This window comes from Bacteroides sp. ET489 (assembly GCF_030518095.1).
Classification (GTDB): Bacteria; Bacteroidota; Bacteroidia; order Bacteroidales; family Bacteroidaceae; genus Bacteroides; species Bacteroides ndongoniae.
On sequence record NZ_JAULLJ010000014.1, the window covers coordinates 1 to 22,670 of the forward strand.

Consider the following 22,670-nt stretch of genomic DNA (forward strand, 5'->3'; position numbering starts at 1 on the left):
TCATATAAATCTTCTTTGGAGAAGTTGCGTCGCATCATGAAGTTCTTTCTTCCCCTGTTGTTCTTGATGTATTGGGGAGGAATCACACTGTTCAACCACTCGCATGTGGTGAACGGGGTTATCATTGTGCACTCGCATCCCTTCCAAGCCAATCATCAGCATACGCCGGATCAGGCCGAGACGATATTTTTTCTGGGCCATTATACCGCTTCTTCGCTTCCGTCGTTGCTGACTGCCGTTTCCTGTTTCTTGGTTTTGCTGAACGTATTGGCGGTGCCCCGTGTGGTACGGCTTTGTCTGTCACGACAGGAAAACGGCCTTCGTTTGCGTGCCCCTCCCGTTTGTGTCTTCTGACTGACGCGATTTATATTTGTATGACAGGTAGATGTGTCATGGATTCACCATGGATTATTTGGAAACATCTACCCTTTTCCTCATTTTATTAATTTATAGAAAGAAGACACATGAAAACGTATATTTTTCTTGTGGTGGCGGTGCTTTATGCACTGTTGCCAGCCACAACCTTTGCCGAAGACTTGAACAAATCGGATGCCAACATTGTGGGGCATGTACTTGAGAAACACTCCAAAGAACACCTTTCTTATATATCTGTTTCACTGAAAGGTACCACTATCGGTACGCTAACCGACGGAACAGGACATTACTTCCTGAAGAATCTGCCCGAAGGCGAGTTCGTACTGCAGGTCAGTGCCGTGGGATATAAAACTTTGACACGTAACGTTGTGCTGAAGAAAGGCGTTACGCTGGAAGAGAACTTCGAACTGGAAGAAGACCTCGTGGCATTGGACGGGGTAGTGGTGACTGCTAACCGCAGCGAAACAACCCGTCGTCTGGCTCCTACGCTGGTCAATGTCATGGACTTCAAGCTGTTCGAACAGACCAATTCAACCACACTGGCACAGGGACTGAACTTCCAGCCGGGTGTGCGGGTAGAGAACAACTGCCAGAACTGTGGTTTCCAGCAAGTACGCATCAACGGTCTTGACGGTCCTTATACGCAGATTCTGATAGACTCGCGCCCCGTGTTCAGTGCTTTGGCAGGAGTGTACGGACTGGAACAGATACCGGCCAACATGATAGAGAGAGTGGAGGTGATGCGTGGAGGCGGTTCGGCACTGTTTGGCGCATCGGCCATTGCGGGAACCATCAACATCATTACCAAAGAACCGTTGCGCAACTCTGCCCAGCTGGGACATACCATTATGGGCGTGGGCGGCCTTTCGGTGTTCGACAATAATACGACCATGAACGCTTCGTTGGTGACCGACGACCATAAGGCAGGTATTTACGTCTTTGGACAGAACCGTCAGCGCAGTGGCTTCGATTACGACGACGACGGATTTACTGAGCTGCCCCAGTTACGCAATCAGACGGTTGGCTTCCGTTCGTTTCTCAAGACGAGCACTTACTCCAAACTGACTTTTGAATACCATCATCTGCAGGAATTCCGCCGTGGTGGCAATTTGCTCGACCGTCCGCCTCACGAGACCGACATCACCGAGCAGACCCAGCACAGCATCAACAGCGGAAGTGTGAAGTTCGATTACTTTTCGCCCAACGAGAAGCACCGCATGAACGTTTATGCCTCTGTGCAGCACATCGATCGCGACAGCTACTACGGTGGCGACCATTCGCTCGACGCTTACGGTGCTACTACCGACCTGACGTGGGTAGTTGGTTCGCAATACGTTTATCACTTTGACCGTTGTCTCTTCCTGCCTGCCGACCTGACGGGTGGGGTAGAGTATAATCAGGATGCCATGCACGACAACATGTGGGGCTACAACCGCCGCATCGACCAGACGGTACGCATCGCCGGTGCTTTCTTGCAGAACGAGTGGAAAAACGACCGCTGGAGCTTCCTCGTGGGAGGACGTCTGGACAAGCACAATCTGATAGATCATGTCATTTTCAGTCCGCGCGTTAATCTGCGCTACAACCCGACAAAGGACATTAACTTCCGTGCCGCTTACTCCGTAGGTTTCCGTGCTCCGCAGGCTTTCGACGAGGATTTGCATGTGGAGAATGTAGGTGGCAGCGTGTCCATGATTCAGCTGGCCAAGGACTTGCGTGAAGAAAAGTCGCGTAGTTTCAGCCTTTCGGCCGATATGTATCACCGCTGGGGAGCCTGGCAGGGTAACTTGTTACTCGAAGGTTTCTATACCGACTTGTCCGACGTATTTGCTTTGCGCGAGATTGGTACCGAGAACGGTATTCTGAAGAACGAGCGTTACAACGAAAAGGGAGCCCGCGTCTACGGCATGACGCTCGAAGGCAAACTGGCTTGGCTCAGTGTGCTTCAGCTTCAGTCAGGCGTTACCTTACAGAAAGCCGAGTACAAGGAAGCCCGCCAGTGGAGCGACGATGAGACTGTTCCTCTGGAGAAACGTATTTTCCGCACGCCCGATACCTATGGATATATGACGCTGATTTACAGTCCGGTGAAGCCGTTGAGCATTGCCCTGTCAGGTACGTATACGGGCAGTATGCTGGTAGAGCACCGTGCCGGCTACATCGAGAAAGACCGTGCCGAAACTACCCCCGACTTTTGGGAAATGAATCTGAAAGCTGCGTACGACTTCACGCTCTACAACAACATCACCCTTCAGGTAAATGCCGGCGTGCAGAATCTTTTCAACGCCTATCAGAAAGACTTCGACCAAGGCAAACTGCGCGACTCGGGTTACATCTACGGTCCCGGCCTGCCGCGTTCCTACTTTGCGGGAGTGAAGATCAGTTACTGATGTAGGGGTTGAATGAAGAAGCTTCTTTTCAGAGGCGCATGATGCGGAATGTATAGAATTCAATCGGATATACATTACTCGTATGCGGCATCTGGGAAGAAGCTTTTTTATTGCCTGACTGAGAAACCGCAATTCCCTAACTAGGGAACGAGAATTTCTTAACTAGGGAATGGAAATTCCCTAACTGGGAAACTTGGAACGAAGAACTTTTTTAGAAAACCCTGTTTTCATTTGCCGCTGCAACTACCTTTTCGTATATTTGCTGCATCTGGTAAGATACTCCAGAAAATAAAGACTCAATAACTCAAAGACTTATAAACTCAAAACCTCTTCCTCATGATGCAAGATAAATATATCCGATTCGATTGGGCCATGAAGCGTATGTTGCGAGATAAGGCCAATTTTGTAGTACTCGAAGGCTTGCTCACCGTGTTGCTGGAACGGAAAATCACCATTCTGGAAATACTCGAAAGCGAAGCCAACCAGACAAACTATGATGATAAGTTCAATCGTGTGGACATCAAGGCAAAAGAGGAGAACGGGGACATCATCATTGTTGAAATACAGAATACGCGAGAACTGTACTATCTGGAGAGAGTGCTATATGGTGTTTCGAAAGCCATTACGGAGCACATCTCTTTGGGGAATTCGTATGCAGAGGTGAAAAAGGTATATTCCATCAGTATTCTCTATTTCGACATCGGTAAAGGCAGTGACTACCTGTATCACGGAGTGACAAACTTTGTTGGGGTGCATACCGGCGACGAATTGAGCATTTCGGCCAAGCAGGAAGGAGCAATCATCCGCAAGATGCCGCGCGAGGTGTTCCCCGAATACTACCTGATTAGGGTGAACGAGTTCAATAAGGTAGCAAAGACACCGCTGGAGGAATGGATCTCGTATCTGAAAAGTGGCGAAATCAGTTCTGATACCACGGCACCGGGATTGGCCGAGGCAAGGGAAAAACTGAAGTATTACAATATGTCGCCCAAGGAACGTCATGTGTACGACGAGCATATCAATGCCGTGATGATACAGAATGATGTGCTGGATACTGCCAAGTTGGAAGGCCGTGCAGAGGGCCGTGCAGAGGGTCGTGCAGAAGGCCGTGCGGAGGGGCGTGCAGAAGGTCGTGCGGAGGGGCGTGCAGAAGGGCTTGCGGAAGGCCGTGCGGAAGGACTTGCAGAAGGCCGTGCAGAAGAGAAGAAGGCATTGGCACGCAAGTTTAAGGAAGCCGGTGTTTCTATTGAACTTATTGCTCAAAGTACAGGATTGAGCATGGAAGAAATTGCTGCATTATAAGAAATTTGAGAAGATAGAAGATTATCATGCAATTACCTCCTTTATTTACTGAATATACCCGCGCTTTGTTGGGCGAGGAAGAATATAACAGTCTGGCTATCGCTCTGCTGGAGGCGGAACAGCCGGTCAGCATACGTGTGAATGCCCAAAAGTGTACAGATTCTTCTTCTGTCATTTCTCATTCTTCATTGAACAAGGTGCCTTGGGCGGAACGCGGATTCTATTTGAACCAGCGTCCGGCATTTACTTTCGATCCGTTGTTTCATGCCGGTTGCTACTACGTGCAGGAAGCGTCGTCAATGTTTGTGGAACAGGCGTTGAAGCGTTACCTGCCGGGCAGACCGTTGGCTGCGCTTGACCTTTGTGCAGCTCCGGGCGGAAAGTCTACCCATGTACGTAGCCTGTTGCCCGAAGGCAGTCTGCTGGTAGCCAACGAAGTGATGCGCAACCGTGCCCAGATACTGGCCGAGAATCTGACCAAGTGGGGGCATCCTGATGTGGTGGTGACAAATAGCGATCCTTCCGATTTCACACCTTTGGAACACCTTTTCGACTTTATTCTGACCGATGTTCCCTGTTCGGGCGAAGGCATGTTCCGTAAGGACAAGACTGCCATAAGCGAGTGGAGTGCGGAGAATGTCGAAATCTGCTGGCAGCGTCAGCGGCGTATCCTGACAGACATCTGGCCTTGCCTGAAGCCGGGTGGACTGTTGGTATATAGTACATGTACCTATAATACGAAAGAGAACGAAGAAAATGTGCGTTGGTTGTGTCGGGAGTTGGGAGCCGAAGTGCTGCCGCTCGACGTGCCAGCTGAATGGGGGATCACTGGCAATTTGCTGGCTGGAGAAGATTTCCCTGTCTACCGTTTCTTACCACATAAGACGCAGGGAGAAGGATTCTTCCTGGCTGTATTGCGTAAGGCTGGTGAGGCAGAAGAAACAGCAAGCGAAGATATATCGATGATGCAAACGGGACGGATGAACGCGGATAGACAGTCGGCGGGCAAACAGCGCGGGAAGAAAGGAAATGGAGGAAAGGCTTCTTCGGGATCGGCTTTCGGAAAGGAACAGCTGGCAATGGTGCAAGGCTGGCTGCGTGATGCGGAAGGTTACACCTTGATGCCCGAAGGACAGACGCTGGCGGCTTTCCCTACGGCATGGCTACCTTTGTTGACAGTTTTGAAGCAGCATGTCAAAGTGATGCAGGCAGGTGTAGAAGTGGCTGGAGTGAAAGGGAAAGACTGTATTCCCGCCCATGCGCTGGCCATGAGTAGCCTGCTTCGGCAAGATGCTTTTGCCTGCGAGGAGGTGGATTATCCTACTGCTATTGCCTATTTGCGCAAAGAGGCTGTAGTCCTTTCGGACACAGCCCCTCGCGGTTTTGTACTTCTTACGTACCGTGGTTTCCCTCTTGGATTTGTGAAGAACATCGGCAATCGTGCCAATAATCTTTATCCGCAGGAGTGGCGCATCCGGAGCAGTTATGTACCGGAGCAACCGGAAACCTTGGGAAATTAAGAATGATGAATGAAGAATTTTTTCTTTTTCCATTCTTCATTCTTCATTTTCCATTCTTCATTATTTAAAGCTTGCTCTTGTATATTCTGGCCATTACTTTCTGGTACTGGTTCTCCAGTTGTAGCAAGTTGGTCTGGCTTTGGTAGACTACGGATACTTCTACGAAATACTCTATCATGCTGATTTGTCCGCCTTCGAGTGCCTGGCGCAACAGGCGCAAGTCCTGCTGACGGCCGAAAGTCTCGGTATACTCGTGTATGGAGGCTTGCAGGTTGGAAGCTTCTTCGTAGAGCTGCCATAAGGCGGTGGAAGCACTCAGTCGAGCATTCTCCTTTTGGTAATCGATGCTTTGCAGTTGCGAGCGTGCCATTTTTACCTTTCCGTGGTTCTGGAAGATGGGAAAGGAGAAACCTACTACCACGCCGTTGAGCGGATGTTTGCTTTCCGTATTGCGCCGATAACCTAATTCTAAGTCGGGTAACCAGCCTTGGCGGCTGACGGACAGTTGGCGGCGTGCAGCTTCGCCGTCGTTCTGCAGGGCAAGCAGGGTGGGGTCGGAAGCCAGCAGCTCGTCGCACAAGGGGCCGAAGTCGGCAGGCAGGGGGACATCGGGATAATCGGTAAGCCCCAGGTTGAGTGCATGAGGCGTAGCAGCTCCTTCGGCCAAAGGACGGCCGGGTACGAGCGACTGGTTACCGTTAAGGGCGGTCAGTTCGCGCAGCTTGTTTTCCAGGGCTGTACGATTCATGCGGGCTTCGGTACGTACATTCAGCAGTTCCAGATTGATTTTATTGGTTTCCAGCGAACTGGCATCACCGGTTTCCAGTCGTTTCTTGTAGAAAGCTGCCAGCTCTTCGGCGTTCTTCAGGCGTTCGTCGAGGAGGGACTGCTGACGGGTCAGCATGATGATGTCGAGGCAGGCTTCCTGTGCTTGCAACAGAATGTCCTGGCGCAGGGCAAGGGCTTGGGCGTCGAGCGACTGAGCCTTGTAGCGGTTCATGCGGGCGCGGGTGATGTAGAGCGACGGGAAGTCGAAACTTTGTGCAATGACCATTTCGCCCACGGTGATGTTCTTGTCGTCCGAATCCCACAGATGGGCGTACGACAGGGTTGGATTGGCCAGGTTATTGGCTGTCCGGTTTTCCAGTTTCTGGGCATTCACATTCTGGGCATTGGCTTGCAACTGCCGGTTGTTCTGCTCTATCTGGGTGAGGATGGTTTCAATGCTGTTTTGGGCGTGTAGCCCTGCCGCCAGGGCAAGGCATACACAAATGATTACTATTTTCTTCATTCTTTCTTGGTGTGTATTAGCAGATAAACTATCGGGATGATGAATCCGTTGAGGAACGTCGAGGTCAGCAGACCGCCCAGGATGACTTTGGCCATCGGGCTTTGTATTTCGTTGCCGGGCAGGTCGCCGCCCAAAGCCAGCGGAATAAGGGCCAGAGCACTGCTGAGGGCTGTCATCAGAATCGGGTTCAGACGGTCGAGCGAACCGCGCAGAACGCTGTCGTAGATGCCATAGCCTTCTTCGCGTTGCAAGTGGTTGTAATGGCTGATGAGCAGCATACCGTTTCGGGTAGCAATGCCGAACAACGAGATGAAACCGATGATGGCAGGGATGCTCACTTCGCCTGTGGTCAGCAACAAGGCAAACACACCACCGATCAGTGCCAGTGGCAGGTTGATGAGGATGATGGCACTCTCCTTCGTACTGCGGAACTCGTGGTAGAGCAACAGGAAGATGACAACGATAGACATGAACGATGTCAGCATTAGCGTGCGGCTGGCTGCCTGTTCGCTTTCAAACTGTCCGCCGTACTCTACGTGGTAGCCTTCGGGCAGTTGAATTTGGGTGTCGATACGTTCTTGAATGTCGTTCACTACGGAGCGCAGATCGCGGTCGGCAACATTGGCCGAGATGACTATCTTACGCTTTACGTTCTCGCGGCTGATGGTGTTCGGTCCCATGGTCGAGCGGATGTCGGCCACGTAGTTGAGCGGCACTTGCAATCCGTCACCCGTGTCAATCATCAGGTTGCCTATCTTCTGTGCCTGGTCGCGCAAGTCATCACGCATGCGTACGGTCAGGTTGAACGACTTACCCTGTTCGTAGACTTGCGAAACGGCTTCACCCGCCAGACAGGCGTTGACGTATTCGGCAAACTGCGGCAGGGTGATGCCATAGCGTGCCAGCATCTCGCGGCGGGGCGTGATGGTGAGCTGCGGACGTTCGATTTGCTGCTCTACTGTCAGGTCGGCCACGCCCTCAACGTCTTGTATCTTGTCCTTTATCTCGTTGCCTAAGGCGAACATGCGGTTCAGGTCGTCGCCGAAGAGCTTGATGGCGATGTTTGCTTTCGTACCCGACAGCATGGCGTCGATACGGTGGCTGATGGGCTGGCCTATCTCGATGTTAGCGCCGACGATGCTGCCCAACTTTTCGCGAACTTCTGCCACGACTTCGCTGCGCGGCCGGTCTTTCAGTTCGAAGGGAGCTTCAATCTCCGAGGTATTCACGCCTAAGGCGTGCTCGTCCAATTCGGCGCGGCCGGTTTTGCGGGCTACGGTCTGTATCTCTGGGATGGTAAGCAGCAGTTCTTCGGCACGGCGTCCGATAGCATCGCTTTCTTCGAGCGAGATGCCCGGCAGTGAAGAGACGTTGATGGTGAACGAGCCTTCGTTGAACGGCGGCAGGAACGAGCGACCCAGCGTGAAGAACAGTCCTAAGGCGACGGCAAAGAGGGCAATGGTACAGCCCAGTACGGCGCGTTTGTGATGTAAGGCTTTTTCGAGCAGCGCACCGTATGCCTTCTTCAGCGTACGAGCCACGGCGGAGTCGCCCGAATCGGTATCACAGGTACTTCTGGAGGGGGGTGCCGGACACTCCCGGGAGTTACCGCCGGACACTCCCGGGAGTCTTGCCTCATGACTTCCGGGAGTCATAGCCTGAGACTTCCGGGAGTCATCGGCTGTGACTTCGGGAAGTCTTTGGGCATCTTCTGTTTGTTTGTCTTCTTTACTCTTCAGCAGGTACGAGCAGAGCACAGGTGTCAGCGTCAGTGCCACGACCGTTGAGGCGGCCAGGGCAGTGATGAAGGCGATGCCCAGCGGCACCAGCATGCGTCCCTCCATACCGCTCAGGAAGAACAGGGGCACGAAGCTGACCACAATGATGAGCGTGGAGTTGAGGATAGGCATACGTACCTCGCGCGAAGCGTTGAACACCACCTGCAGGATGGGCAGGCGACGCTCGGGCGGCAGGAGGCGATTCTCGTGCAGGCGGCGGTAGACGTTCTCCACATCGACGATGGCGTCATCGACCAGCGAACCGATGGCAATGGCCATACCACCCAAACTCATGGTGTTGATGGTCAGTCCCATGTAGTGCAGTACCAGTATGGAAACGACGAGCGACAGGGGCAGGGTGACCAGCGAGATGATGGTAGTACGCACGTTGGCTAAGAAGAGGAACAGTACGATGACCACGAAGATACCACCTTCGATGAGCGACTTCTGCACGTTGCCAATCGAACTCTCGATAAAGCGGCTCTGGCGGAAGATGTCGGTCGAGACTTTCACGTCGGGGGGCAGGTTTTTCTGCAAGTCTTTCAGTGAGGCTTCCAGCTTGGCGGTCAGTTCCAGGGTGCTGGTAGCAGGCTGCTTTGTTACAGTGAGCAGTACGGCAGGTTTGCCGCGTTCCGAAGCCAGACCCAACTTGGGCGTCTGTGCGCCGATGCGTACGTCGGCCACGTCTTCCAATAGAATTGGAAGTGACGGGCTACGAGTGACGAGTGACGGGTTGCTGCCACTACCACTTGTAGCTCGTAGCTCGTCACTCGTAGCTTTAACCACGGTTTTCCCCAGCAACTCCGTATTCGTCGTGGCAGTCAGTCCGCGGACGATGTATTCGTTGCCGTATTCGTAGATGACACCACCGTTGGCGTTGAGGTTCATGCCGCGGGTAGCTTCCAGTATTTGTCCCAGCGTGACGCCGTAGTGGCGCATCCGTTCGGGATCGAGCTGTATCTGGTATTCCTTGATGTCACCGCCCAGCACGGCTACCTGTGCCACGCCACCCGTAGAGAGCAGGCGCGGACGGATGGTCCAGTCGGCCAGCGTACGGAGGTCGAGCATGGAAGTGGAGTCGGCTGTAAGGCCGATAATCATCATCTCGCCCAGGATGGACGACTGCGGTCCCAGTGTAGGTTTGCCCACTCCGGCGGGCAGTTCTTCGGCTACGAGCGAAAGCTTTTCGCTGACAATCTGCCGGGCTAAGTAGATGTCCGTGTCCCAGTCGAATTCGACCCAGACTACGGAGAAACTGTGAGTAGACGAGGAGCGTACACGGCGTACGTGTGTGGCTCCGTTGACAGCGGTCTCGATGGGGAAGGTGACGAGCTGTTCCACCTCTTCGGCTGCCATGCCGTTGGCTTCGGTCATCACCACTACGGTGGGTGCCGTCAGGTCGGGGAACACGTCTACTTCCGTATGTACGGCGGTGTAAGTACCGCCAATCAGCAACAGCACCGATGCTACGAGCACCAGGATGCGGTTCTGAAGGGAGAAGTGTATGATTTTGTTGAGCATAACTTGTTAAATGAAGAATTAAGAATGAAGAACGAAGAATTCTTGTGTATGGAAAATTCTTCATTAGGAAGCGCAGCTTCCATTCTTCATTTTTCGTTTAATTAGTGTTCATGGCTGTGTGCCGGTATCGCATTCGTAGCTCCTGCCAGCTTCACTTGGTAGGCGCCTTTGGTCACCAGACGGTCGCCGGCGTGCAGGCCGGTGAGTACCTGTACCCGTTCGCCGTCATCGGCACCCAGGGTAACAAGCTGCTTCTGGTAGCATTCCTCATCTATTTGCAGGTAGACGAAGTAGCTGCCCTGCTCTTCGGTGAGGGCCGAGCGGGGGACGCTGATGACACCTTCCATCGGCGTGGTAAGCAGATAGATTTCGACAAAGGAACCGGGGACAACGTCGCCCTTGTTGTCGAACTCGAAAGTGACAGGTACGTAATAACTGCCTTCGCCCGAAGCTTTGCCGTAGGACAGCAGACGGCCGCCCAGCTCTTTCAATGCATATACCTTATTATTATAGGGCATGCAGAAGTTGGCCGAGGCTACGGAAGGCAGTGCGTTGTAGTATTTCTCGGAAACATCGGCACGGAGGAAGAGGCGACGGTTCTGCGTGATGCTGACCAGCGGCTGACCTACGGTGACGTAATCGCCCTCCTTTACCAACAGGCTCTTGACGTAACCGCCGATGGGCGAAACAACCGTCTGTCCCTGCGGGGTATGGTTGCGGGCTACGGCTTCATAGCTGATACGGGCATTCTCGTATGCCTGTTCGGCTTGGGCAAATTCCTTTTCGGAAACAATCTTGCTGGCTACCAGCGCCTTCATGCGTTCGTATTCTTTCTTGCTGACTTCGTAGGCGATGCGGGCTTTCTGTACGGGGTCACCTTCGGCCATGTTCTGCGACGAGAGGGTAAGCAGCGGAGTGCCTTTGCCTACCTGCATACCTTCGACTACCTTGTTGCGGAACGATACGACACCAGCTACGGTGGCAACGGCTACGCTTTCGTCGCCCTGTGCGGCCAATACCTGTCCGCTGGTCTTGATGACCTGGTGAAAGGTGCCCGCTTCTACGGTGCTGACCTCTACACCTGCTGCCTGGGCTTTGGCTGGTGGCAGGACTATTTCACCGCTGCCGGCACTGTGCCCTTCTTCGGCTTCGTGGGCGTCGGCTTCGTGGTTATGACCGTCGTGGTCGTGTCCTTCGTGAAGTTCGGCCTCATGGTCGTGGTTCTCGGTCTCGTGATTGTGTCCGTCGTGATCGTGGGCGGACTTGTTCTGACAGGAGCCCAGTGACAATGCAACGAGGACTCCCAGAAATATCAGTTTCTTCATTGATATAAATGGATTAAGTTCTTGCAAAATAATGTAAGTATGATTTCCGGCTGCAAAGGTACTGACCAAAGAGTGCAACCGGGTTGCAATGTGCGGGCACACTGCATCTGTTATGCAAGATGGCTGGGAGGAGCCCTTAATCCCGAGGCACGGGCTATGTAGACACCGTGCAGTGACTCGATGTAGGGTGAGTATGAAACAGGTTGGCAAGGTTCGCCAAAGGCGTACAGTTGCCTGAGGAATGTGCTGAGTACGGCAGGCAGCAGGACGGGCTTCAGCACGGGAGCCTGACGCTCGGTGCGTGGGGTGCGCTGAACGAAGTGGCTGGCGATGCAACCCTTGTCGTGACAGCAGTTAGGATGTCCTGCGGGGTGATGGTGATGAGATGTGTGGCAGCAGCTGGGCTCTACATCGTTCTTCATACAGATGAGGCCGTCGGCATGGTGATGATGGGGAAAGACGGGTACAGCCAGCATGATGATGCTGACTAAAAAAAGCAAGTATACAATGTACTTTTTCTCTTTTTCCATGCCTTTTTGCTTCTGATGGTTGCAAAGATAAAAGTAAATTGTATACTTGCCAAGAACTAAGATAATAAATTAGTCGATTAATAAGTGTATTTCAACTTCTTCACCGCCTGACTGGCTCCTGCTCCGGGTATCAGGGTGAATCCCCAGGTGTATTCGCGGTCGGCAGGCAGGGTGTATTCAGGTTCGGGACGCGAGTACCAGCTGTCGTAACCGGCCAGTCCCTGTTGCTTCAGGTCGAGGCAGACTTCAACAAAGTCGCGCGGGGTGATGTCGTTGATATGCGTCTGACGAGGTTTGTCGTAAGCACCTATCTCGGGACGGTTGGCTATCTCCTGCGGAGTGAAGTTGTTCCACTGGTAGGGACGGTTGATGGCCTTTCCGGCGTCGAAGTCCTCGACGGAGTTGCGCAGGGCGTTGAACTCCATCAGGCTGTCGGCTACAATCAGCAGACTCTTTCCGCGTCCGTTCAGCGAGAGCCAACGTGTGTCGCAGTGGTGACCGTTCTCCTGCGGGCGTACGTAGGGGAAGTATTCGTCGTCGGCCGTGCTGTTGTACAGTCCTATCAGACTACCGGCCTTACGGTCCCAGTAGTTTTCCTGCGGTCCGCGGCCAAGGTAGGCCAGCTGGTTCATCGTGGCAGGCAGACGGAAGCGGACACCGATGCGGGGAACTACCATCTTGTCGCGTGCGCTGACGCTTTGAGCATCGCGTCCGGGCGAGAAAGTGGCCGTAGCGGTAGCTTCGGAGATGTCTATCTTCACGCCGTCCAGGTGGGCAGGAGTGAAACGGGTAGACACATTCATCACGCCGTCGGGATATATCTTATAAGTAATGAAGAACTCGTTTCCGGCAGGCAGCTTGTAGACAATGTTCACCAGTGCATTGCGACCCGACATTTCGGCCGTGGCGCTTGATACCTGGAAGTTGCGGCTCGATACTTCCCATATCTCCAGTCGTTTGGGGTTTCCGCTTCCGTAGTCGTTGTCGTTGGGAGCACGCCAGAAGTTGGGCTGGATGCCGAATCCGCCGTTGAAGTACTCGGTACCGTTCACGCGGTAGGATGTAAGGATGCCCGACTGCTTATTGAACGTGAAGTTGACTTTCGAGGAGGTAACCTTCAGTTCGTTGCCCTCGTTGTCGATGCTGAGTGCGGGGCCACCAGCCTGATAAGCGTCCTTGTCGGCCGGCACTTGCGGCAGGACGAACTGGTCGTGCGCAATGACGTGTCCGGCGGGGATGCAGCCTTCGGCTCGTGTGGTGGTTACTTCGAAGTCTATCAGGTAGTCGGTGCCTGTCTGGGGTTTGAGTCCTGCCACGGGTACGCTAATCTCTTGCGAAGCTTGCGGTGCGAGGTCGAGTGTGAGGCGGCCGTCGCGCAGCGTCTTGCCGTTGGCACGGATGGCATAGCGGATGGCGTAGTCCTTCAGGCCGGTGAAGTAGAAGCGGTTGGTTACTTTAATCTTGCCATTGGCCAGGTCCGTAGCTTCGAAACCTACATTCTGGTGGGCGTATTTCACTTCCGCCATGGCTGGATGAGGCGTACGGTCGGGTCCTACGATACCGTTGCACAGGAAGTTTCCGTCGCTCGGCATGTCTTTACCAAAGTCGCCACCGTAGGCGTAATAGGGTGTACCGTTCTTGTCCTTGACGAGCAAGCCTTGGTCAACCCAGTCCCAGATGTATCCACCTTGCAGATTGGGGTATTTATAGATGGCTTTCCACTGGTCCCAAAGGTTACCGTTGGAGTTACCCATGGCGTGCGAATACTCCGAAGGCACTACGGGACGGTCGCTGCCCGTTTTTCCTACTTCTTCCAGCCATTTGGCACTGGGGTACTGAGGTACGTACATATCAGAGTTCCACTCCCATTGGGCGCGCTCGTAGTTGACGGGGCGGTTCATTTCTTCCTTTTCCTTCAGATAGAGGTAGGTCTGGTAGAAGTTATATCCGTTTCCGGCTTCGTTGCCCAGCGACCAGAAGGTGACCGAAGGATGGTTCTTGTTGCGTTCGTACATGTTGGCAGTGCGCTCCATGTGGGGTTTCAGCCATTCGGGATTGTTGCCTAGGGTGCCACCTTTGCGCAGGTTATAGTACATGCCGTGCGACTCGATGTTGGCCTCGTCGTAAACGTAGAGTCCGTACTCGTCGCACAGTTCGTAGAAGCGGCGATCCTGCGGATAGTGGCACAGGCGGACGGTGTTGATGTTGTTCAGTTTCATCAGCTCGAAGTCCTTGCGCATCAGTTCTTCGGTCACGTAGTGGCCCGTCTCAGGATTGTGCTCGTGGATGTTGACACCTTTCAGCTTGATAGGCTGTCCGTTGAACAGGAGCACGGTGTAAGGTTGTCCGTTTCCGGCTATCTGGTCGATGGGTTTGATTTCGATGCGGCGGAAACCTACGTTTTGCGGGATGACTTCGGTCACCCGGCCGTCTTCCTTGACGGTGAGCAGCAACTTGTAGAGGTTGGGATGCTCGGCACTCCAAGTGCTGACGTTTTCCAGTTCTTTCTGGAAGGTGGCTGTGGTGGGGCCGTCGGGTTTCAGCGTCAGGGTTTGTTCGGATGCGGCGGCTGTACGGCCAGCGGCATCGAGCAGTTCGTAACCGATGCTGACGGATTTGGCCTGTCCGCTGTGGTTCTTCAGGTCAATGGCCAGGCGGAAGAGACCGTTGCGGTAGGTGTCGTCGAGGGTAGAAACGATGCGGTAGTCCTGCACGGCGATGCGGGGCTGCGACCACAGGAAGACGTCGCGCTCAATACCGCTCATGCGCCAGAAGTCCTGACACTCCAGATAGGAGCCGGTGCTCCAACGGAAGATTTTAAGCGTCAGCACGTTCTTGCCGGATTGCAGGTAAGGGTTGATGAGGAACTCGGCAGGATTCTTTGAGTCTTCGTTGTAGCCCACTTCGCGGCCGTTGACGTAGACGTACACGCCCGACTTGGCTCCGGCAATGTGCAGATAGATGTCGCGTCCGTCCCAGCCGTCGGGGATGGTGAAGTCGCGGCGGTAGACACCTACGGGAGTTGCTTCGGGCAACAGCGGCGGTTGCGGGTTACGTGGTTTGAATTCGTAACCGTGGTTGGTGTAGATGGCGGTGCCGAAGCCTTGCACTTCCCAGTTGCCGGGCACGGTGATGTCGGCCCAGTTCGAAGTGTCGGTCGACGGGTCGGTGATGCCGGCAGGAAGCTGGCGGTAGGAATCGACAAAGTAGAACTTCCATGTGCCGTTCAGCAGCTGGTAGTAGGGACTGTTTTCGTAACGGGCGGTGAGGGCCGTAGCTCGGTCGCCGTAGGTCATGAACGAGGAGCGGGGAGCTTCCTTGTTCACCGAAATCACTTGAATGTCTTGCCAGTAAGGCTTTTCCGGTTGCCCGGCGGTGTCGTTTGCCAGTGCGCTGGTCAGGCACAGGCAGCTCAGGAGAACCAGGAGCAGACTGTTTTTTAAGAGATGTACCATGAATAGGAATATTAAGGTTATATGTTGACAAAGATAACGCTAAAAATCAAGTCTCGCAAATGCGGAGGAAAACGGTTTGACAGAATGTCATTTTGTATTTCCGAAGCGGTGAGAATCCGTTATTTCTGCCCGTTGCCCGGGATGTGCGCAATTTTGCGGGCAGATTTCTGTATCTTTCTTATAGATAGACGGATAGCGAAATGTTTACAGTTGAAATAGAATGGAAACGACGGGAAATGAAGCCAGAACCAGTCTCCCTTCCACCAGAAAGCTATGTTTCCGAGGCACACAAGCGTTGTTCGTGTACCGCACAAGCAATGTTCGCGAGCCGTACAAGCATTCTTCCGGCTCCGCACAAGCGTTGCGAAAGTGGAAAACAAGCGTTTTCAGGAGTGTTTTTGTGCATATCTATGCACTTTTGCGGGCGTTTTATGCTGTTCGGGCTTCTGTTTCGCGGAAAACAGATAAAGAGGCGGTAAGCAAAACAGCCGTTTGCCTGTCACGAAGACGGGAAAACGGCTGTTTGGGTATGCAAAAAGATTTTTCAGGAAACCTTATTTCTCTCCAGTTCGCTGAGCGATTCCATTTTCTTCTTTTCCAGAAATTCGTAGACGCCGCAAAGGTGTTCGCGGACGCGCTGGTGGCCGAACTCGTACACCTTGCTTACCAGTCCGTCGAGGAAGTCACGGTCGTGGCTGACAACAATCAGTGTGCCGTCGAAGTCCATCAGTGCCTGCTTCAGGATGTCTTTGGTCTTCAGGTCCAGATGGTTGGTAGGCTCGTCCAGGATGAGCAGGTTGACCGGTTCGAGTAGCAGTTTGATCATCGCCAGTCGGGTACGCTCGCCGCCGGAGAGCACCTTTACCTTCTTCATCGAGGCTTCGGGGCTGCCGAACATAAAAGCACCCAGCAGGTCGCGTATCTTGTTGCGTATCTCGCCTTTGGCCACGTCGTCGATGGTCTGGAACACCGTCAGGTTTTCGTCCAGCAGCGAAGCCTGGTTCTGTGCGAAGTAGCCTATCTGTACGTTGTGGCCCAGCGTCAGGGTTCCTTCGTGTTCAATCTCGCCCATAATGCACTTCACTAATGTGGACTTTCCTTCGCCGTTGCGACCTACGAAAGCCACCTTGTCGCCGCGTTCGATGGTGAGCGTCGCATTGCGGAACACCACGTGATCGCCGTACGTCTTGCCCACGCCGTCCATGATGACGGGATAGGTGCCCGAGCGGGGCGACGGGGGGAACTTCAGGCGCAGGGCCGAGGTGTCTTCCTCGTCCACTTCGAGCAGTTCCAGTTTTTCCAGCATCTTCACGCGGCTTTGCACTTGCAAGGTTTTCGAGTAAGTCCCTTTGAAGCGTTCGATGAACTCTTTGGTTTCGGCAATGAACTTCTGCTGTTCGTCGTAGGCTTTCTGTTGCTGCTCGCGGCGCTCCTTGCGCAGCTCCAAGTATTTGGAATAGTTCACCTTGTAGTCGTAGATGCGTCCCATGGTCACTTCGATGGTGCGGGTGGTGATGTTGTCTACAAACTTACGGTCGTGGCTGATGACTACCACCGCCTTACCGTTGTTGATGAGGAAGTCTTCGAGCCACTGTATGGACTCGATGTCCAGATGGTTGGTAGGCTCGTCCAGCAGCAGGACGTCGGGCTTCTGCAACAGCAGTTTGGCCAGCTCGATACGCATGCGCCATCCGCCGCTGAAGTCGCTGGTGGGGCGGCCGAAGTCGCTCCGCTCGAAGCCAAGTCCCAGCAAGGTCTTTTCCACGTCTTCCTCGTAGTTGGTGGCATCGATGGCGTAGAACTTCTCGCTCAGGGCCGACACTTGTTCGATGAGCTGCATGTAGCTGTCGCTCTCGTAGTCGGTGCGCGTCTCCAGTTCCTTGTTCAGGCGTTCAATCTCGGCCTCCATCTCGTGCAGGTGGGCAAAGGCCTGGGCGGTTTCCTCGAACACGGTGCGTCCGTCTTCCGTCATCAGGTGCTGCGGCAGGTAGGCTACAACGCAGTCTTTGGGCACCGATACCTTTCCCCGTGTGGGCTGCCGGATGCCTGCGAGAATCTTCAGCAGGGTGCTTTTTCCGGCTCCGTTCTTTCCCATGAGGGCGATGCGGTCCTTTTCGTTAATCACAAAAGAAATGTCGCTAAATAAAGTAGTGCCGCCAAATTCTACGGCCAGTCCGTCTATTGAAATCATAAGTCCGTTTTAAATGAGGTGCAAAGATAGTGCATTTGTATGTAATTCTTTTTATCTTTGCTTCCCTTAATCGAAAACTGTGTCATGAATCTGGTTATAAACTGTACGAAAATAGAAGAACTGGATGAAACCCTCCAGAAAGTATTGTGCTTTTACGCATATTGTGCCGACTTTGTTTCAGTCAAGAGCCTGGAAACGTTGTGGAAAACATTGCCGACCATGCCGCATGGCATGAAAAAGGCGCTGGACTTGCTGAATTCGAAGGGAATGTTGTCAATCTTCAACTACAACTGGGCTTCCAAAATGTATGAGTATAGTGTTTCGTATAAATACTATTTCCCGGTTCTTTATTTTCTGAAGACACGCCATCCGGAGTGGGAAGCCGATTATCGCCGGTGTGTGGACCACGATTATAACAAGAATGCGATGTTTCTCGAACTGGAAGAAGCTTTTATGGCGGTACTCGAACATCGGGAAGCCGATTTGCCGTCGTTGCGTATTTCGGTTTCAATGTACTCTTACCTGCTTCCTGTAGCTTTTGATCCCTGCATCAGCCCTTTGTTCCTGAAACTTGACAATGACTTGTTTGCAGAGGCTTTTTCGAAATTGCTGGTCTATATGCAGGAGAACGACTATCTTGACGACCAGAATCATTTGCCGCAATGGTTGGAAACAAAATCCTTGCCGGCAGCGATGCGATCCCGATTGCGTTCCATGCTGGCCCTTTACCGTTACTATTCGCACGGCGAGTACAAACCCTTGCAGGATTCGTCCGACGACGTTTACTTCTGGATACTGAATGCCGTATATGCCCTGCATAGGGAAAGGTATGCCGATGCTGTGGCATTGTTCGACAAGGCTTTGAAGATAAGAAACAAGATAGCCCGCGAAAAGAACATCTTCGAGAATCCCCTGACATGTTATTTCCTTATAATGGCCTACGTACACGATGATTCGCCTGCAAGCATCAAAAAACTGGACCAGTTCAGGAACAAAAGAGGAGTGAAAGACCAGATGAACCTGTTGCCGGCTTATATCGTAGCCAGTGCTTTCAGAAACGAAGAACGAAAAGCCAGCTCGGGACTGATACAGCACCTCTTTGATTCATTCTTCCATCCGTATATCTTCTATTCGTACTTGGGCTTTCTGTTTATCCGTTACTTTGAATTGACAGATTTCTTGCAGGACAAAGACTTCAGCGAACTGCATCCGCAACAGGCCGTATTAAAGCACGAACTGTCCGCTTACCTTGATCTGACTGAGGACGAACGTGCCCGGCTTACCCGAGCTTACGGTACGTCGCCTGCCCTGACCTCCATACGCCGGAAGCAGGCATGGGAGCTGTTGATCGAAGATTTACTGAAGAACGAAGGCCAGGCTGGCGGCGTGCAGAAGGAAGAAAAGGATGCACGGCTGATGTACCTCATCAAGTACAACTACATAGAAGTACGCGAACAGACCCGCCTGAAGTCGGGGAAGTGGAGCAGTGGAAAACCCATTTCGAATATGCGTTACTTTCAGGAAGGTTCGGCATTGATGGACGAATTTGACAGGCAGATCTGGAATAAATACCGGCAGGGCAACTATGATTCGATGTATTTGAGTGTGATGCTGCCTATGATGGTAGGCTGCGACCGTCTGTATACCGGCTATTACGCCCCTTTCGAACAAGTGAAGGTAGACGAGGAGAAACCTTATCTGTCGGTGGAGAAAGTGGGGAACCGGTTTAACATAACCTCCAACATCCCCCTGTCGGCACTGCTTGATACGCCCGATAGTCATATTGTACTGAAGAAGTCTGATACTTATTATACCGTGATTCCTATCACGCCGAAGCAGTGGGATTATTACCGTCGTCTGCTCATGGTAGGATATTTCCCTTTGGAAGCCGAGGCGCAACTGAAGGACTTCCTGCCCCGCATCAGTGATACGGTAGAAGTGCATTCGTCGCTGCTGGAGAACGGCTCTACGCTGGAAACGGTAGAAGGGAGTGCTGAGATAGCTTTGCAAGTCCGTCCGCAAGGCAGGCAGTTCGAGGTAAAGACCTATGTCAAGCCTTTGCCGAAGGGCAAGGGAGCTTTTCTGCCCGGCGAAGGAAACGCACTGGTGTTCGACGAGGCAGACGGCAAGCGGGTGCAGGTGAAGCGCCACCTCGGCAAGGAACGCAGGAATTACGAAGTGCTGAACAACTTCATGGAAGACAGCTTCGGCCGTTCGCTCGAAAGGCAGAGCATCAGCCTGTTGCCCGAAGAGTTGCTTTCGCTTATCGACTTTGTGCGCCAGTCTTCCGACACTTATTACATCGAGTGGCCCGAAGGCGAAAAGCTGCGTCTGAAGCTTCCCGTTTCGGCCGAGAACATGCACGTGCGTCTGGAGACAAAGGGCGACTGGTTCGACATCGAAGGAGATGTGCAGATTGACGACCACACCGTGCTCAGCATGACACAGTTGCTCGACCTGCTGGGACAGAGCCATGGAAACTTTATCCGTCTGAACGAAACCGATTACCTGAAACTGAACGAAAGTCTGCTGAAACAGCTGCGTAAGCTGGAGGCGCTTACCGTGAAGGAACATGGGCAGATGCATATTTCGCGCTTCAACGCGCCTTTGCTGGACGACGCCATGACGGGTGAACTGGAAGTACAAGGCAACCGTTTGCTGGACGACTTGCGTGCGTCGATCAGGCGCAGCATGAAGGTCGAAGCCGGTGTGCCCAACACCTTGCAGGCTACGTTGCGCGGTTATCAGCTCGAAGGATTCCGCTGGATGGTGCGTTTGTCCGGTTGGGGAGCCGGTGCCTGCCTGGCCGACGACATGGGTTTGGGAAAGACGGTACAGACCATTGCTTTCTTGTTGTACAGAGCAGCCGAAGGAGCTTCGCTGGTAGTGGCTCCGGCTTCGGTGGTTCCCAACTGGAAGAACGAACTGCAACGCTTTGCCCCTACGCTGAACGTACATGTACTGAACGGGGCAGACGACCGCAAGGCACTTATCGACGGTGCGGGCGAATACGATGTGGTGTTGTCGACTTACGGCCTGCTGGTCAATGCGGAAGAGCCGCTGGTGAGCAAGCAGTGGAATGTGGTGTGTCTGGACGAGGCACATACCATAAAGAATCGTGATACGAAGACGTCGAGAGTAGCTATGCAACTGCAGGCATCGGCACGCCTCATCCTGACGGGTACTCCCATACAGAACCATCTCAGCGAGTTGTGGAATCTGTTCCGTTTCATCACTCCCGGCCTGTTGGGCAGTTACGAACAGTTCCGCCTGAAGTTCATTGTTCCCATTGAAGAAGGCGATAAGGAGAAACAACGTCAGCTGAAGCGCATTGTCCAGCCTTTCATGCTGCGACGCACCAAGTCCGAGGTAGTGGAAGAACTGCCCGAGAAGATGGAAATCACCTTGCCGGTCGAGCTGTCGGAAGAAGAAATGGCGGTGTACGAAGTGATTCGCCGTCGTGCCAAGGCGATGCTCGAAGAAAGCAATGCCGTAAGCATGAGTACACTGGCCGAAATCACCCGATTGCGTCAGGCAGCCTGTTCCATAGCCCTGACAGACAGCCGCTGGAAAGGCGAGACGACGAAGATACAGATGCTGCTCGACCTGATAGCTGAAATAAAGGAGGGCAACAACCGGGTGCTGGTCTTCAGCCAGTTCACGTCTTTCCTGGAACTGGTTCGGAAGCGTCTTGACGAGCAGGGCGAACCTTATTTCTATCTGGACGGTTCGGTAACCATGAAGCAGCGCGAGGAACTGGTACGCAAGTTCCAGCAGGGCGAGTGCCCCATCTTCCTCATCAGTCTGAAGGCTGGCGGGTTAGGACTGAATCTGACGGGCGCCAATTACGTCATCCATCTGGACCCGTGGTGGAACCCGGCCATCGAACAGCAGGCTACCGACCGTGCCTATCGCATCGGGCAACAGAATCGGGTGACCGTCTATCACCTGATAGCCCAGCACACCATCGAAGAGAAAATACTGCGCCTCCACCGCACCAAGCGCGACTTGGCCGACTCGTTGCTCGAAGGCGCCAATGCCGGTTACAAGCTGACCGACAAGGAACTGCTGGAGATGCTGACGGAACAGGACGGATAAGTCTACTCCTCCGTGCGGGGTTGTGCCAGCTTATGCTTGACGAACTCCAACTTCCGGTTGGCTTCTTCGATATTCTGTTTGATTTCGGTGATGGCAGCCAGCACTTGGGCCAGTTCGTAGATGCCGGCGGCAGCCTGGCGGTCGGTGGCGCTCATGGTGGTCGAGTAGGAACGCTCTCCCTGATAGTTCACCTTGAGGTTCTTGTCGCGGTTCATGCAGATGAATCCGATGACGTTGCCGTCTTCGCCCAGTTTGTAGTCGGCTTTTTCTATCTTTTCGCCCAGGTCGGTTGTCTCGTAGCTGTCTTTCGAGGCAGGGGTTTCGGCAAAGCTGCCGTCGGGGGCTGTCACTTTCACGGCGATGTGGTGGATGTTGTTTGCTCCGCAGTAGATGGAAGTCATGCTCATCCGTCCCGTCTCGTCCACCTGGAAGCGCAGGAACGAGCGGTGCAGGTTCTTCTCAATCACCTGTGACGGATGCAGGTAGAGCCCGACTTGCTGGTAGGCAGTGTCTTTTTCGAGTACGAATTTCCCTTTCAGCGCATCCAGTTCCTTCTGTTTTCCGTTGAGGGTGCTGTCCAGATAAGCAAGAGTCTTTTCCTGTTCCTTCAGTTCCACTTCAAGCATCAGCTTCTGGCCTTCGCGCCGTGTGTCGAATGCTTTCGGGTAGAGTATCTTGATACTGTCTATCCGCAGTTTGGCTTCGTTGTAGTCGCCGTTTTCGTAGGCGGTACGTGCTGCCTGCAGCTGTACGGCAGCTTTCTTTTCGATGTTTTCGCAGGCTACGAGCAGGCCGCAAAGGCAGGCCAGGAGTAATTCTTTCTTCATGGGTGTTCCGTTCTTTGTTTTTTTGAGTCTGTAAGTTTATAAGTTATTGTTTTACTTCAATTTAAAA

11 protein-coding genes and 2 pseudogenes are annotated in these 22,670 nt (G+C 53.2%); 5 read left to right on the forward strand and 8 right to left on the reverse strand.

What is annotated here, in order from left to right; translation table 11 throughout:
• The first annotated feature begins 15 nt into the window (after window positions 1-15).
• The 4 genes from Q3C19_RS09515 (at window position 16) to Q3C19_RS09530 (ending at window position 5,587) form a co-directional block, all read left to right on the forward strand.
• Window positions 16-354 (forward strand): hypothetical protein, encoded by a 339-nt coding sequence (locus tag Q3C19_RS09515; RefSeq protein ID WP_071148794.1) that lies wholly within the window; start codon window positions 16-18, stop codon window positions 352-354.
• 110 nt (window positions 355-464) lie between these two features.
• On the forward strand, window positions 465-2,765 hold the full coding sequence (locus Q3C19_RS09520; RefSeq protein WP_302728933.1) for a TonB-dependent receptor: 2,301 nt from the start codon (window positions 465-467) through the stop codon (window positions 2,763-2,765).
• A 339-nt stretch (window positions 2,766-3,104) separates the two neighbouring features.
• A complete protein-coding gene (locus Q3C19_RS09525) occupies window positions 3,105-4,067 on the forward strand; it encodes an Rpn family recombination-promoting nuclease/putative transposase (protein ID WP_302729015.1) in 963 nt (320 codons plus the stop codon).
• Window positions 4,068-4,093: 26 nt separating this feature from the next.
• Window positions 4,094-5,587: an rRNA cytosine-C5-methyltransferase gene (locus tag Q3C19_RS09530; RefSeq protein ID WP_302728935.1), complete on the forward strand. Its 1,494-nt coding sequence runs from the start codon at window positions 4,094-4,096 to the stop codon at window positions 5,585-5,587.
• Between the two features lie 64 nt (window positions 5,588-5,651).
• On the opposite strand, the gene Q3C19_RS09535 is transcribed toward Q3C19_RS09530, so the two are convergent.
• From Q3C19_RS09535 to Q3C19_RS09560, 7 genes and pseudogenes are all read right to left on the reverse strand, one after another.
• Window positions 5,652-6,878: a TolC family protein gene (locus Q3C19_RS09535; protein ID WP_302728937.1), complete on the reverse strand. Its 1,227-nt coding sequence runs from the start codon at window positions 6,876-6,878 to the stop codon at window positions 5,652-5,654.
• Window positions 6,875-8,371: pseudogene (locus tag Q3C19_RS18430) on the reverse strand (efflux RND transporter permease subunit); the annotation flags it as partial. The gene Q3C19_RS09535 and the pseudogene Q3C19_RS18430, both read right to left, overlap by 4 nt.
• A 225-nt stretch (window positions 8,372-8,596) precedes the next feature.
• Window positions 8,597-10,177, reverse strand: a pseudogene (locus tag Q3C19_RS18435) (efflux RND transporter permease subunit); the annotation flags it as partial.
• Between the two features lie 101 nt (window positions 10,178-10,278).
• Window positions 10,279-11,502, reverse strand: a complete 1,224-nt coding sequence (locus Q3C19_RS09545; RefSeq protein ID WP_302728941.1) for an efflux RND transporter periplasmic adaptor subunit — start codon at window positions 11,500-11,502, stop codon at window positions 10,279-10,281.
• Window positions 11,503-11,612: 110 nt separating this feature from the next.
• A complete protein-coding gene (locus Q3C19_RS09550; RefSeq protein ID WP_302728943.1) occupies window positions 11,613-12,032 on the reverse strand; it encodes a DUF6769 family protein in 420 nt (139 codons plus the stop codon).
• A gap of 77 nt (window positions 12,033-12,109) precedes the next feature.
• A complete protein-coding gene (locus tag Q3C19_RS09555) occupies window positions 12,110-15,487 on the reverse strand; it encodes a glycoside hydrolase family 2 TIM barrel-domain containing protein (protein WP_302728945.1) in 3,378 nt (1,125 codons plus the stop codon).
• 544 nt (window positions 15,488-16,031) lie between these two features.
• The gene (locus Q3C19_RS09560) at window positions 16,032-17,678 is read right to left on the reverse strand and encodes an ABC-F family ATP-binding cassette domain-containing protein (RefSeq protein ID WP_302728947.1); all 1,647 of its coding nucleotides are present in this window, start codon (window positions 17,676-17,678) and stop codon (window positions 16,032-16,034) included.
• A gap of 84 nt (window positions 17,679-17,762) precedes the next feature.
• Here Q3C19_RS09560 and Q3C19_RS09565 point away from each other — a divergent pair, with 84 nt between their 5' ends.
• Window positions 17,763-21,776, forward strand: coding sequence for a DEAD/DEAH box helicase (locus Q3C19_RS09565; protein WP_302728949.1), 4,014 nt, complete (start codon window positions 17,763-17,765; stop codon window positions 21,774-21,776).
• Between the two features lie 2 nt (window positions 21,777-21,778).
• On the opposite strand, the gene Q3C19_RS09570 is transcribed toward Q3C19_RS09565, so the two are convergent.
• Complete coding sequence (locus Q3C19_RS09570; protein ID WP_302728951.1) at window positions 21,779-22,603, reverse strand: hypothetical protein; 825 nt, start codon at window positions 22,601-22,603, stop codon at window positions 21,779-21,781.
• Window positions 22,604-22,670 lie beyond the last annotated feature (67 nt).